Genomic DNA, 13,147 nt, shown 5'->3' with positions numbered 1-13,147 from the left:
AAATTCAAGAATGCTGTTTTCTAACTATTAAGATACTATCTCCTTAGTGTTCAACGAACCTCCCCATTGTTTGGGTCGCTCAAACAGAGTTTGAACGGTTGACTGAATCTCAACCTCTTATCCCTGATGATAGATGCGGATTTTGGCCGACTATTATTAATTTTAAAACTAACTTTAGTATGACACAAATCAAGTTTTTTTTAAAGAGTAAATTTAAACCCTGAACAGCCTTAAAATCCACTGCTAATTCATCTAGCTCTTAACCCTAGGTGAGGCTTTCCTGAGACTATGTTGTAAAAATTTGTATCCGTCTTTGTCGTTCAGTGTTAGGATGGAATTTATCATTGGCTTGCAGCCTTGGGAGTTGGGTAACGATAATGGACTATAAACAAGAATTAATTACCACGATTCACGACTTTGGTTGTGATCTTGATTTATTGGAAGCCCGACTCACTCAACTGTGTGAAACTTTCCCCACGGCTGTATTGATTCCGGCTTTATATGAGGAATTAGAACGCCCTGCTTTAACTCGAATTCGAGATTGTCTGACAACCTGTCAGTTTGTGAATACTGTTGTGGTTTGTTTATATGCTAAAAGCCTTGAACAATACACAAAAGCGGTTCACTTTTTTAGTGTTTTACCCCAACCGACTTTGGTGATTTGGGAAAATAGCCCTAGAGTTAATCAATTATTAGAAAAATTGCGGGAAAAAGGCTTAGACTTGATGAGTTTCAAAGGCAAAGGTCGGGCGGTATGGATTGGTTTAGGGGTAGTCTCTTTACAAGCAGAAGCCATCGCCCTTCATGATGCTGATATTATTACTTATGATAAATCCTATCCCCTGAAACTATTATTTCCCCTCCTAGAAAAAGAACTGGGAATTTCTTTTAATAAAGCCTATTATGCTCGTTTAGGAGGAGATCCTAGAGGCTTTCATGGTCGCGTCATGCGTCTATTTGTCACGCCCTTATTAGTCGCCTTAATGGATTTATATGGTTATAACAATTACTTACGTTATTTAAGTGCCTATCGTTATCCTCTATCCGGTGAATTTGCCCTCACCAATGATATTGCTCTCAATACTCGAATTCCGAGTAATTGGGGTTTAGAAATCGGGTTGTTAGCAGAAGTCTATCGCAATCTTGCTCCTCAAAGAATTGCTCAAATTGACCTCGGAAATTTTGATCATAAACATCAAGTGATTGGCACCTCTTCCCAAGAAGGATTACGCAAAATGTGTTCCGATGTTCTGCGGTCAATTTTGCGAACCTTAATCGAAACAGAACGAGTCGTTGTTACCCGTGAACAAATTCACACCCTGCGAATTAAATTTACGCGAGAAGCTCAAGATTTTACCCGTCAATATTTTGTTGATGCTCGATTTAATAATTTACATTACGATCGTCATCAAGAAGAAGCAACAGTTGATATCTTTCAACAAGTCATCGCTGAAGCTGGGGAAGAATTTTTTCAAAATCCAGCCGCTGCTCAAATTCCCGACTGGACAAGGGCTTTAGCTGCTATGCCCGCCCTGCGCGAACAATTGCGGGAAGCCACCCGTCGAGATATGGCCGAAGCCAAAGCCATTTTAGCCGCCAATCCTGACTTCATCCCCCTAGAGGATTCCAACCCCCAGGCCAAGAGTCCTAACCCCTTAAATTCGATCTAAATCGAGTCACAGAACTCCTATTAAGCGCGACTTGACGGGAGAATACCCAGGAGTTAGGACACCCCAACCGCTAAAGAGCCGATTGCTATATGCTTTTATGTATGTAGATTCTCTCCCAAAGCTTAAAATTAAGGTCAATAATGTTTACTGCATCTGATAACACCACTGTTCTAGTTCTTTTTGTTGCCCTTGGCATCCTAGGTTGGGGGTATTATCGCGCTAGACCTTACGGAAAACTAGGTTTATTATCCTGGTTACAATCCGTCGCGTTAATGTCCCCTTGGTTACTATTTTTCACCTTGGCAGCCCTGGGAATCTACCTGAATGTGGTGAGTATCTTATTCTTATTTGTAGCGTCCACAGGCTTATATATAATGATTGGCCGAAAACTCCGAGAAATCGCCAATCAAGATGCAGTGTCTCCCCCTGAACCCAAACTTGATGCTGTGGACAGTTCAACTTCATCCGAAACAGCCCATCACACGCCCCCGGCTTCTGAGCCAATTTCTCCTTTGCAACCTGTTCCTTTATCTCCCGAAGATCTCAAAATTATTCAAGGAATTTTTGGCGTTGACACGTTTTTTGCCACAGAAACCATTCCCTATCAAGATGGGGCAATTTTTAAAGGAAATCTTCGCAGTGATCCTGAAACGGCTTATCAACAATTATCCACGAAATTACAACAACGGATTGGCGATCGCTTACGGTTATTTTTAGTGGATAATCCTGATGGAAAACCCGTTGTGATTGTTCTTCCCCGCACCAATGAACCTGCAACCACTTCAACCACTCAAAAAATTTTAGCGATTATTTTAGGGGGAATTACAGTTGGTACTATTTTTGAAGCGACTGGTTTATTATTAGGATTCGATTTTTTTGAAAATATTAATCGCTATCCTGAACTTTTACCAATTGCCATCGGGATTATGACCATTTTAATGCTGCATGAAATTGCCCATCAAATCCTAGCCAAACGTTATAATATTAAATTTAGCTGGCCGTTTTTTATTCCGACGATTCAAATCGGAACCTTTGGGGCCTTCAATCGTTTTGAATCGGTTTTACCCAATAGAACGGTTTTATTTGATGTCGCCTTTGCAGGGCCAGCCGCCGGCGGAGGATTATCTTTATTAATGTTAATTAGTGGGTTATTTCTATCTCATCCAGGGAGTTTATTTAAAGTTCCAACGGAATTTTTTCAAGGATCAGTTTTGGTCGGAACTTTATCACGGGCAATTTTAGGCTCACAATTGCATCAAACCACCGTAGATATTCATCCTTTGGCGTTAATTGGGTGGTTTGGATTAGTGATTACCGCCTTAAATTTAATGCCTGCGGGACAATTGGATGGGGGACGAATTATGCAGGCGATTTATGGTCGAAAAATTGCCGGACGTTCAACCTTAGCGACCTTTATTGTATTAGCGATCGCATCTTTAGCCAATCCTTTAGCGCTGTATTGGGCTTTAGTAATTTTAATTTTACAACGGAATTTAGAACGCCCCAGTTTAAATGAATTAACCGAACCCGATGATACTCGCGCCGCCTTGGGATTATTGGTTTTATTTTTAATGATTGCAACCCTATTTCCCCTGACACCAGGGTTAGCTAGAGGGTTAGGAATTGGCAGTTAATCTTAGGGGGGAAATCTAACCATGACAGGTGAAGATCTACGTCAACTTTTATTAGATAAATGGGGCGTGTCCTACGATCTACAATTACGACGGACACGGGGTAAAATCTTCCTACAAATTATGTGGAAATATTTAGAACAAATGTCTTTTCCCCTGAGTGAAGCTGAATATATTGCCCATTTGAATGCGATCGCCGATTATTTGAATAGTTGGGGAACTACTGAACAGGTGAAACATTATATTCTCAATACCCGTGAAAAACCTCGTTTAGGAAAAGCCGTTAGTATTCCCCTAGATTTAGGCGGGAGATCGTCAGAATGGATGGTGGAGGAGTTCTAAACCGCGGTTGATTGTTAGCTTAATACTTTATGAGGTTATTCTCGAAATTATGTTAAGGTCGTCCAAGGGAAAACTTTTGCTTAAGTCTGAAGCCTTACTCGAAGAATTTATCTGGTTACACCTCCAACCATTACTTAATTTAGAACCGGTTAAAAGACAATATTTTATTAATAAACAAAATCGTTCTGATATATTAGGAGTTAACCCAGACGGTAGACTCGCAATCTTAGAGCTTAAAAAAGGAGAAGGAAAAGCCAGTATAGATCAATTATTAAGATATCAAGATTTTTTCGGAAAAGAATCTCATCAAGATCCTAATTTTAAACGAGTAGATTTTAGTAAAAAATTTCTTTTAATTGCGATCGCTTCACATTTTAATAATTCAACTATTGATTATGCTCAAAAGATGATTCCTGATTGCTTATTATTAACCCATGAAGTCAAACAATACGACAATGGAGAATATTTTTTAGTTTTAAAAAAACTTGATAATAGAATTTTATCAAAAATTCCAATTGAAATTATAGAAGATTCATTATTTGAGTCTTTACCTTCCTTTATTCAGGGATATTTGTTAGATAAACCAGAAATTAGAGAAAGGATTTTATTAATCATTCAAAAAATTCTATCCTATAGTCCTGATCTGAGTTTAGAGACTCAATATAATTATTCTTCAAAAGAAATGTTTTTTGCTAAATTCAATAAAAAGGGTGAGTTATTAACTGATAAAACTTGCGTATCTTTTATGTATGATCCCGCAGAAGAAACAAATCCAAAAGATAAATTATCATTATATGTTTATTTACCTACTATCTTTTCGATGGTAACTAAGAATGTTAAAAGAGTAGATAGAATTAGAATATGTACTGATGATTATACCAATGTTGAAAAATTTGAAGATTTTTATACTCGTTGTTATAGAGATGATCCTTGTTACTTAAATTATCCTTTAAGAACAACAGAAATTAATGAGGTTTATAAGAGTTTCCAAGATTACTATATCAATTATCGAAAATATATGAAATCTCGTCAAAAGTTAAGACCAGTTGATGCTTCTGATTTTACCTCAGTAGACAGTATAATCCAGATGGCTTTAGAGGATTGGTCTGTTAGATAATATTTGTGTTATACTAAAAAATACTATATCCTTCTCATATTCCCTATCATGATTTAATCTTTCAGAATAATCTTTATGCCCACCTTAACTGTAACAACAGAACAAATTATTGATCTGATCCAACAATTGCCATTAGAACAAAAACGGATGGTGTTGCTAGAACTTGCCAAAGAAACCGAAACCCAAAACCCAACAGGAAAATTAAGAGGGATTTTAAAATCTAATTACCCTGAACGTCATTTAGTTGATGAGTTCATTCAAGAACGACGAGAGGAAGCAAGTTGTGAGTAATTTTATTTTAGATAATTTAGCTTCAATCTACTGTAAGTTTAATCATATTGATTATATCAATTATTAAAAATAAAAGCTACAATCATTATTGATAGTAAATTTATATACTGGAGGTAAAACCATTGTCAACATCAACCTTAACTTTAACTTATGAGCAAGTCCTAGATTTAGTCAAGCAACTTCCTTCTTATTGTCAAGCGGAATTAGTCGGATTTTTAATCGAGTCTCGTTGGGGTTCCCTCGACCAGTTTACAAAAGATGGAGAAGAAAATGGGCGACTTTTAGCTTGGAAAAGGGGGAAAGATTGGGATAAGATGAATGAGGAGGAACGATTAGATTTTATTAATGATATTTTGCATGAGGATAGAAAGTGTCAATAAGAGTTGTTTTTGATACTAATATTCTGATTGCAACTGTTCTCTCACAACGAGGTAGTCCCTATCAGTGTTTGCGACTTGCTCATTTAGGTCAAATTCAATCTGTAACTTGTCAAGAAATTCTGGATGAGTTTCGAGAAAAACTACAGTTTAAATTTCGCTATTCGTTAGAAAAAGTTGAGTCAGAAGTCGAAATGATAGCTAACTGTTCAGAGTTGGCTATCATTTCTAATACTCTTAATGTAATTATTACTGATCCTGATGATAATATGGTATTAGAATGCGCGGTTATAGGTCACGCCAATTATATCGTAACTGGAGACAAAAAACATTTACTTCCTTTAAATAATTATCAAGGAATTGAAATTGTAAATGCAACAGATTTTTTGAGTTTAATCGCTCAGAAATGATAAAAATCAAGAAGTCTGGAAAATATTCTGCACCATTTGTTGATTAGAACGCATTACGGCATTATCTAACCCTGCTACTTCTCCTGAGTCTAAAGACCATCCTAACGCCCCTAAATTATCCTTAGCTTGCTCTAAATTTTTAGCCCCCGGAATTGGAATTGTGCCTTTACAAATACACCAATTTAAAGCAACTTGGGTAACAGTTTTAGACCGAAATTCAGCAATTTCTTTCAAACAACCTAAAATCGGTTGAATTCCCGGTAATAATTTTTTAAATAATCCCCCTCGAATCCCTTTCGGTAAGGGGCTATTTTCCGAGAATTTTCCTGTTAATAATCCTAACCCTAACGGACTATAAGCAATTAATTGAATCCCCAATTCATCACAAACTTCTTTTAATCCTAATTCCCTGACCGGATAAGTTGATAATAACGAATATTGTACCTGTAAAGTTGAAATCGGAATTCCTCGGTCTGCTAATTTTTGATACACTTTTTTTAACCGTTTCGGCCCATAATTGGATAATCCCACTCCCTTAACGAATCCCTGTTCATATAAATCGCCTAACCCTTCTAATAAATTCCATTCTTGCCAAGGAGCATAATTAGCTGTAGACCAGTGCATCTGCACTAAATCGACATTTTTTCCTAACCGTTTGGCCGAATTTTCACAGGCTTGAATCATCGATTTGCGTGTTAATCGCCAAGGATAGGGCGCTAACTTTGTAGCGATACAAATTCGGTCTTGATTAACACCTTGATACTGTTGAGAAAACTGTCCTAAAAGCGATTCACTCCGTCCATTTAATTTACCCGTCCCATAGGAATCTCCCGTATCAAATAACGTTACCCCCTGACTCACACACAAGTTAAAGACTTGCTGTAACTGTTCATCCATACTAGGATCATAACCCCATAATAGGCGATTTCCCCAGGCCCAAGTTCCACATCCCATCACAGGAAAATTTAAGGTTTGACGGCTTTCCATTGGTTTTGAGTTTTCAGAATAATGTCTATATTAGTAGTTAAGTTATTTCGGTTCAATCATTAAAAAATTTATGACCCCCCTACAACAAAACCTAAACCCCACATTCATCGAACGTCCCCNTAATCTCTTATACGCCCCCGCCTGTCCCCCCCATACCCCCCCCACCCCCAACTCCCGAACCCCCTTCTACACCGCCACCAGCACCGCCTGTACCCACCTCCCCACCCACTCCGTCCCGTCCACCAATTGTGGTACCAACCCCAACACCCATTCCCACACCCATTCCCACCCCTATTCCCACGCCTATTCCCACACCCATTGCTACACCCATTCCCACACCAACACCCATTCCTGAAACCTTGACCGAACAAGCAACACAAACCCTCCTGCAACCTGTCCCTAGGGTGTGGATACAACCTGATTCGGTCGTTGAAAATCTGCCTACCATTCAGGGGGCAGAAGTATTAGTGATTGAACCCTCTATTGATACCAGAATTAACGATGAATTTTCGGAATTAGGCGGGGGATTGGTTGTTCAGGTGAATGCAGATAATCAACTCACCCTGGAAAATCCATCTGTAAATAATCCTAATCTGGTAGAAACTTCAATTAAAAATCTTCGTTTAGGGATTAATCAGAGTTTTGACTCTAACAATGTAGAAACTGCGATCTCGCAAATTGAAGAATTAGTGAATTTGGAATATCTCAATTATTTGGGCAAACCCGCATCAATTACACAATTAACGGTAAAGGAGATGCAATATCAATTAAGGTCAATGCAAGCTCAAACGGGTAAAGAATCCGCTCTCATTTATGTCTATTCTCGACCTGAAGGATTAGAACTGGTAGTCGTGACAAAAAATACAATTGTTCACAAAACGGTTCCAGAAGCCATTCCAGAAAAATTGTTTGCTACCACCAGGAATTTTGTCAAAGAAATTACCTCTCCTCGCCAACGAGATACCACCAGTTATTTGCCACCAGCCCAACAACTTTATCAATGGATGATTGCTCCCCTTGAGGCAACCTTGAAGGCAAATAAAGTGGATATTATCATGTTAACTTTGGATTCGGGATTAAGATCCCTTCCCTTAGCCGCCCTTCATGATGGCAGTCAATTTTTAATTGAAAAATATGGCTTGAGTCTGATTCCCAGTTTTAGCTCTTTAGATACTCGCTATCGTTCCATTTCTCAAGCGGACGTTTTAGCAATGGGGGCTTCTATTTTTCAAGATCAAGACTTTTTACCCAGTGTACCTGTTGAAGTCGAAACCATTGCCGAACAACGGGCTCAAGGCGAATATTTTCTGAATGAAAAATTTACTTTGGAAAATCTTAAACAACAATATAAAATGCAACCTTCCCCCATTGTTCATTTAGCCACCCATGCAGATTTTAGAGCCGGTAGTCCCGCCAATTCTTTTATTCAATTATGGGATACAAAATTAACTTTAGATCAAATGGAGCAAATGGGGTGGAGTCGCCCAACGGCAGATTTATTAACCCTTTCTGCTTGTCGGACAGCCATTGGAGATGATCAAGCGGAATTAGGGTTTGCGGGGTTAGCGATCGCCTCTGGAGCAAAATCTGCTTTAGCCAGTTTATGGTATATTAGTGATGCCGGAACCTTGGCATTAATGACGGGATTTTATCACCATTTAACCGAAACTACAACCAAAGCAGAAGCTTTACAAAAAGCACAAATTAGTTTACTTCGAGGAACGGCTGTTTTTGAGCCTGAGCACTTATTCTTATCTGAAGAAAAAATAAAAGTTTCCCTTCCCCCAGAACTGAGAAATTTAGATGATTTTTCCTTAGTTCATCCTTACTATTGGGCGAGTTTTACCTTAATTGGGAGTCCTTTGTAAAAATGACTCCATCCTTTCAAGGTCAGGAGGGAAATGATCAACTCAATGGTGGGGGTGGAAATGATACTCTGACAGGAGGTACGGGTGCTGATCAATTTGTTTATGATACTAATGTTGCCTTTTCAACTTCTGGGGTGGGTATTGATACAATTACGGATTTTAATATCTCCCAAACTGATCAAATTGTTTTAGATAAAAACACCTTTAACACAATTATTTCTAATGCAGGAACCGGATTTTCTGTTAGTAGTGAATTTGCCACAGTTACTAACGATACTGTAGCAGCGACCAGTGCTGCTGATCTTGTTTATAACACGACAACCGGAGGATTATTTTACAATCAAAATGGTACAGCGTCAGGTTGGGGTACTGGGGGTCAATTCCTAACCTTAACGAATAAACCTGCTTTAACGGCAAATCAATTTTTCATTCAGGACTAAATTCCTTTAGGGTGCTTTTGTTACTATTGGAACGTAATTGTACCTTATCAATTTTCTAATATTACTGATAAATTGCGATCGCAAACGGGGAGTCAGGACAAATGGCTGAGAATAATAGTTATATTTGGGCGAAGAATTTAGGGGGAATTAACTCGGATATTAGCCGTGATATCAGCGTAGACAGTGCCGGAAACGTCTACACCACTGGATTTTTTGATGGGACGGCAGACTTTGACCCCGGAATAGGCACATTCAACCTCAGCACTAATGGGTTAGATGACATCTTTATTTCCAAGCTCAATAGCCAGGGAAACCTACTTTGGGCAAAGAATTTAGGGGGGACTAATAACGACAATGCCTATGGCATCAGCGTAGATAGTGCAGGGAATGTCTATACCACAGGCGGTTTTCAAGGGACGGCAGATTTCGACCCTGGTGCAGGTACAGCCAACCTCACCAGCAATGGACTTGAGGTCTTCGTATCTAAGTTAGATAGTAATGGTAACTTCCTTTGGGCGAAGAATTTTCCCCAAATCACCCCTGGACTGACTAGCATTGCCTATGACATTAGTGTAGATAGTGCTGGAAATATCTATACCACTGGATATTTTGATGGGACAGTAGACTTTGACCCCGGTGCGGGCACATTTAACCTCACGTCTAATAATACTGATATCTTCATATCCAAGTTAGATAGTAATGGCAATTTTCTATGGGCGAAAAATTTGGGGGGAAGTGGAATTGACTGGGCTTTCGGTATCAGTGTAGACAGTACCGGGAACGTTTACACCACTGGATATTTTAATGGGACAGCAGACTTTGACCCAGGTGCAGGTGTAGCCAACCTTAACAATAATGGTCTTGAAGATATTTTCGTATCCAAGTTAGATAGCAATGGTAACTATATCTGGGCGAAAAATTTCGGGGGAAGTGCTTCTGATACTGGTAGTGACATCAACGTAGATAGTGCCGGGAACGTCTACACCACCGGAGGTTTTAATGGGACAGTAGACTTTGACCCAGATGTAGCCCTCGTTAACAACCTGACCAGTAATGGTGCTGACGATATCTTCGTCTCCAAGTTAGATAGTAATGGCAACTATGTTTGGGCAAAAAATTTAGGAGGACTCAACAGTGATACTGGCTTTGGTATCAGCCTCGATAGTACAGGAAATGTTTATACGACTGGAAGTATTCAGGGAACAGCAGATTTTGACCCTGGTGCTGGCACAGCTAATTTACCGACCAATGGTCTTGACGATACCTTTATATCCAAGTTAGATAACAATGGCAACTATATTTGGGCTCAAAGTTTTGGTGGTGTAGGTCAAGATGTCGCGACAGGGATAACTCTTGATGAATCCTATAATATTTATACCACAGGCTATTTTAGTGGAACAGTAGATTTTGATCCCAATGCAGGCACAGCCAACCTGACCAGTGCGGGGGCTGACGATGGTTTTATTTCTAAGTTGGGTATTATTCCTTTTGAACCTATAAATGCTGGACTAACAGGGGTTACGGGTAGTGATGGAGTTTGGGGAGATTATGACAATGATGGTGATTTAGATGTGTTAATTTCAGGGGTTAATTCTCCAACTAATCTCTATCAGAATAATGCAGGTACTTTTAGCATAGCAACAACCCTTCCTGAAGCCTCCAGTGGTGCGCTTGCTTGGGGAGATTATGACAATGATGGCGACCTTGATATTGCGTTCACAGGATATAATGAATTCTCAGTTGGGACTGCCCAAATCTATCGAAATGATGGAGGAATTTTTAACAATATTGGGGCTGGATTCCTTAATTTTTACGCGAGTGATTTAGCTTGGGGAGATTACGATAATGATGGGGATCTCGATCTTTTAATTAATGGAAGTGATTATAGTAACAATATTCCCACCACTAAAATTTATCGCAATGAAGGTGCTGATACCTTTGTTGATAGTGGAACAACCATTATTGGCTTAGAATATGGTTCCGTTGCTTGGGGAGATTATGATAATGATCAGGATTTAGATGTTGTAATCACAGGCCAAAGTTTAACCGATACTTTGACAAAGATTTATCGCAATGATGGTGGAACCTTTACTGATATTAATGCAGTCTTAACAGGTGTTAATCATAGTGATGCAGCTTGGGGAGATTATGATAATGATGGTGACTTAGATCTGGGTTTGACGGGAATTGATAGTCTTTCCAATCAAGTCACACAAATCTATAATAATACTGGGGGAGTTTTCTCTCCAGTCGCTGCTTTAGTCGGTGTTACCGATAGTTCTATTGCTTGGGGAGATTATGATAATGATGGGGATCTCGATCTGGTTGTAACAGGTTCTAATAGTGCTATTGTTTATCGCAATGAAGGTGCTAATACTTTTGTTGATATTAGTACACAATTACCCACAATCCTTGAAGGTTCAGCGACTTGGGGAGATTATAATAATGATAACACACTCAATCTTTTATTAACAGGGAGTGGATTATCTGAGATTTACAAAAATAATTCTCTTCTGACGAATACTATTCCCACCTCTCCCACAAACTTAAATACAATTGTCACTTCCCAGACCCTCAACTTAAATTGGAACCCCGCAACTGATAATCAAACTCCTACAGCAGGTTTAACTTATAATTTACGAGTGGGAACAACACCCGGAGGGTCTGAAATTGTTTCTCCTCAATCTTCTTTACCTCAAATTGGGAATGTTAATCATAATACAAACTGGACATTAAATTTACCCTACGGAACCTATTATTGGAGTGTACAAGCGGTTGATACCGCCTTTGGACGTTCTAGTTTTGCACCAGAAGCCACATTAATTGTACCTCCACCAACCTATGATTTTGGGAATATTACTTACACCACACCAGAAGGAAATATTACAGCGACTCCTAATGTTGTAGAAATTGTTAGAACGGGTGATACTACGGTAGCAGAAGATGTGACAGTTACTGCGATTTCAGGAACAGCAACCGCAGGGAATGATTATACAACAGCACTATTTACAGTTAGTTTTGTAGCCAATGAACCCAGTGCGTTTGTTCCCATTGAAATTTTAGGGGATTTGGGAGTTGAACCCGATGAAACCCTGGATTTACAGATAACCGGATTTAGTGGTTCAGGAGTAGTTGGAACCCAAGGAACTACGACATTAACCTTAACAAATGATGATACCTCCTATCAGTTTAGTGCAGCCAGTTACACCACACCGGAAGGAAATACTACGACGACTCCTAACCTTGTAGAAATTGTTAGAACTGGTGATACTACGGTAGCAGAAGATGTGACAGTCACTGCGATTTCAGGAACAGCAACCGCAGGAAGTGATTATAAAGCTGGGCCGTTTTTAGTGAGTTTTATTCCCAGTCAAACTAATGCGTTTGTTTCCCTTGAAATTTTAGGAGATTTAATTGATGAATCAGATGAAAATATTGATTTACAAATTACTGGATTCAGTGGAGATGGCGTATTAGGAACCCTAACTAATGCAACCCTTTCTTTAACCGATGATGATACAACTGGTGTTAGTATTACTCAAACGGGAAGTAGTACGGATATTGCAGAAGGTGGATTATCCGATACTTATAATATTGTCTTAAATTCTGTTCCCACTGCGCCTGTTACCATTACTGCGACTCCTTCAAATCCCGAAGTTGATTTAGGTTTAGGCGCAGGAGTTCCTCTTAACTTAAGCTTTGCTGCTGATACTACTGCATTAACCCCTCAAACTGTTAATATAACAGCCACTAATGATAATATTGCTGAAGGAAATCATAGTAGTATTATCACCCATTCTCTTTCTAGTTCTGATCCCAACTATAATGCTCCGAATACTCCCTTTACTGTTGATGGAATAGCAGGAAATACGGTTACAGCTAATATTACAGATAACGATAGTATTGGGATTAACCTGACAACCACAGACACCCTAACATCAGAAGCCGGAGACACCGGAAATTTCAGCATCGCCTTAACCTCCCAACCCACATCAGACGTTCTGATTACTCTCA

12 protein-coding genes are annotated in these 13,147 nt (G+C 39.1%); 10 read left to right on the top strand and 2 right to left on the bottom strand.

Annotation, left to right across the window (positions count from 1 at the left end):
• Positions 1-377 precede the first annotated feature (377 nt).
• From PL9214_RS10665 to PL9214_RS10635, 7 genes are all read left to right on the top strand, one after another.
• Entirely contained in the window at positions 378-1,670 is a 1,293-nt protein-coding gene (locus PL9214_RS10665) for a glycosyltransferase family protein (protein WP_072718808.1), read from the top strand.
• 140 nt (positions 1,671-1,810) lie between these two features.
• Positions 1,811-3,304 (top strand): site-2 protease family protein, encoded by a 1,494-nt coding sequence (locus PL9214_RS10660; RefSeq protein ID WP_072718807.1) that lies wholly within the window; start codon positions 1,811-1,813, stop codon positions 3,302-3,304.
• 21 nt (positions 3,305-3,325) lie between these two features.
• Positions 3,326-3,643: a DUF3067 family protein gene (locus PL9214_RS10655; RefSeq protein WP_072718806.1), complete on the top strand. Its 318-nt coding sequence runs from the start codon at positions 3,326-3,328 to the stop codon at positions 3,641-3,643.
• Positions 3,644-3,719: 76 nt separating this feature from the next.
• Positions 3,720-4,760 (top strand): PDDEXK family nuclease, encoded by a 1,041-nt coding sequence (locus PL9214_RS10650; RefSeq protein WP_186440336.1) that lies wholly within the window; start codon positions 3,720-3,722, stop codon positions 4,758-4,760.
• Positions 4,761-4,835: 75 nt separating this feature from the next.
• The gene (locus PL9214_RS10645) at positions 4,836-5,051 is read left to right on the top strand and encodes a hypothetical protein (protein ID WP_072718804.1); all 216 of its coding nucleotides are present in this window, start codon (positions 4,836-4,838) and stop codon (positions 5,049-5,051) included.
• A gap of 122 nt (positions 5,052-5,173) precedes the next feature.
• The gene (locus PL9214_RS10640; RefSeq protein ID WP_072718803.1) at positions 5,174-5,431 is read left to right on the top strand and encodes a hypothetical protein; all 258 of its coding nucleotides are present in this window, start codon (positions 5,174-5,176) and stop codon (positions 5,429-5,431) included.
• Positions 5,422-5,838, top strand: a complete 417-nt coding sequence (locus PL9214_RS10635; protein ID WP_072718802.1) for a putative toxin-antitoxin system toxin component, PIN family — start codon at positions 5,422-5,424, stop codon at positions 5,836-5,838. The genes PL9214_RS10640 and PL9214_RS10635 overlap by 10 nt, the downstream gene beginning before the upstream one ends.
• 6 nt (positions 5,839-5,844) lie before the next feature.
• Here PL9214_RS10635 and PL9214_RS10630 read toward each other — a convergent pair whose 3' ends face one another.
• Together PL9214_RS10630 and PL9214_RS31200 are read right to left on the bottom strand one after the other, a co-directional pair.
• Positions 5,845-6,825 (bottom strand): aldo/keto reductase, encoded by a 981-nt coding sequence (locus PL9214_RS10630; protein WP_072718801.1) that lies wholly within the window; start codon positions 6,823-6,825, stop codon positions 5,845-5,847.
• Positions 6,826-6,952: 127 nt separating this feature from the next.
• The gene (locus PL9214_RS31200; protein ID WP_186440335.1) at positions 6,953-7,096 is read right to left on the bottom strand and encodes a hypothetical protein; all 144 of its coding nucleotides are present in this window, start codon (positions 7,094-7,096) and stop codon (positions 6,953-6,955) included.
• On the opposite strand from PL9214_RS31200, the gene PL9214_RS10620 reads away from it, so the two are divergent.
• The 3 genes from PL9214_RS10620 to PL9214_RS10610 form a co-directional block, all read left to right on the top strand.
• Positions 7,074-8,693 carry a CHAT domain-containing protein gene (locus PL9214_RS10620; RefSeq protein WP_139295033.1) on the top strand — a complete coding sequence of 540 codons (1,620 nt, stop codon included), beginning with the start codon at positions 7,074-7,076 and terminating at the stop codon, positions 8,691-8,693. The genes PL9214_RS31200 and PL9214_RS10620 overlap by 23 nt on opposite strands.
• Positions 8,694-8,695: 2 nt before the next feature.
• Positions 8,696-9,133, top strand: coding sequence for a calcium-binding protein (locus PL9214_RS10615; protein ID WP_072718799.1), 438 nt, complete (start codon positions 8,696-8,698; stop codon positions 9,131-9,133).
• Between the two features lie 101 nt (positions 9,134-9,234).
• Positions 9,235-13,147: beta strand repeat-containing protein (locus PL9214_RS10610; protein WP_186440334.1), on the top strand; the 3,913-nt coding region annotated here is incomplete at its 3' end.

The organism is Planktothrix tepida PCC 9214 (assembly GCF_900009145.1).
GTDB lineage: Bacteria > Cyanobacteriota > Cyanobacteriia > Cyanobacteriales > Microcoleaceae > Planktothrix > Planktothrix tepida.
Note: the sequence above shows the minus strand (reverse complement) of the source record. Positions and strands in the feature narration are given on the sequence as shown.

Bases quoted from the DNA above. Each gene is read 5' to 3' on its own strand.
- PL9214_RS10665 (WP_072718808.1), top strand. From the start codon at position 378: ATGGACTATAAACAAGAATTAATTACCACGATTCACGACTTTGGTTGT.
- PL9214_RS10660 (WP_072718807.1), top strand. From the start codon at position 1,811: ATGTTTACTGCATCTGATAACACCACTGTTCTAGTTCTTTTTGTTGCC.
- PL9214_RS10655 (WP_072718806.1), top strand. From the start codon at position 3,326: ATGACAGGTGAAGATCTACGTCAACTTTTATTAGATAAATGGGGCGTG.
- PL9214_RS10645 (WP_072718804.1), top strand. From the start codon at position 4,836: ATGCCCACCTTAACTGTAACAACAGAACAAATTATTGATCTGATCCAA.
- PL9214_RS10630 (WP_072718801.1), bottom strand. From the start codon at position 6,825: ATGGAAAGCCGTCAAACCTTAAATTTTCCTGTGATGGGATGTGGAACT.
- PL9214_RS31200 (WP_186440335.1), bottom strand. From the start codon at position 7,096: ATGGGTGTTGGGGTTGGTACCACAATTGGTGGACGGGACGGAGTGGGT.
- PL9214_RS10615 (WP_072718799.1), top strand. From the start codon at position 8,696: ATGACTCCATCCTTTCAAGGTCAGGAGGGAAATGATCAACTCAATGGT.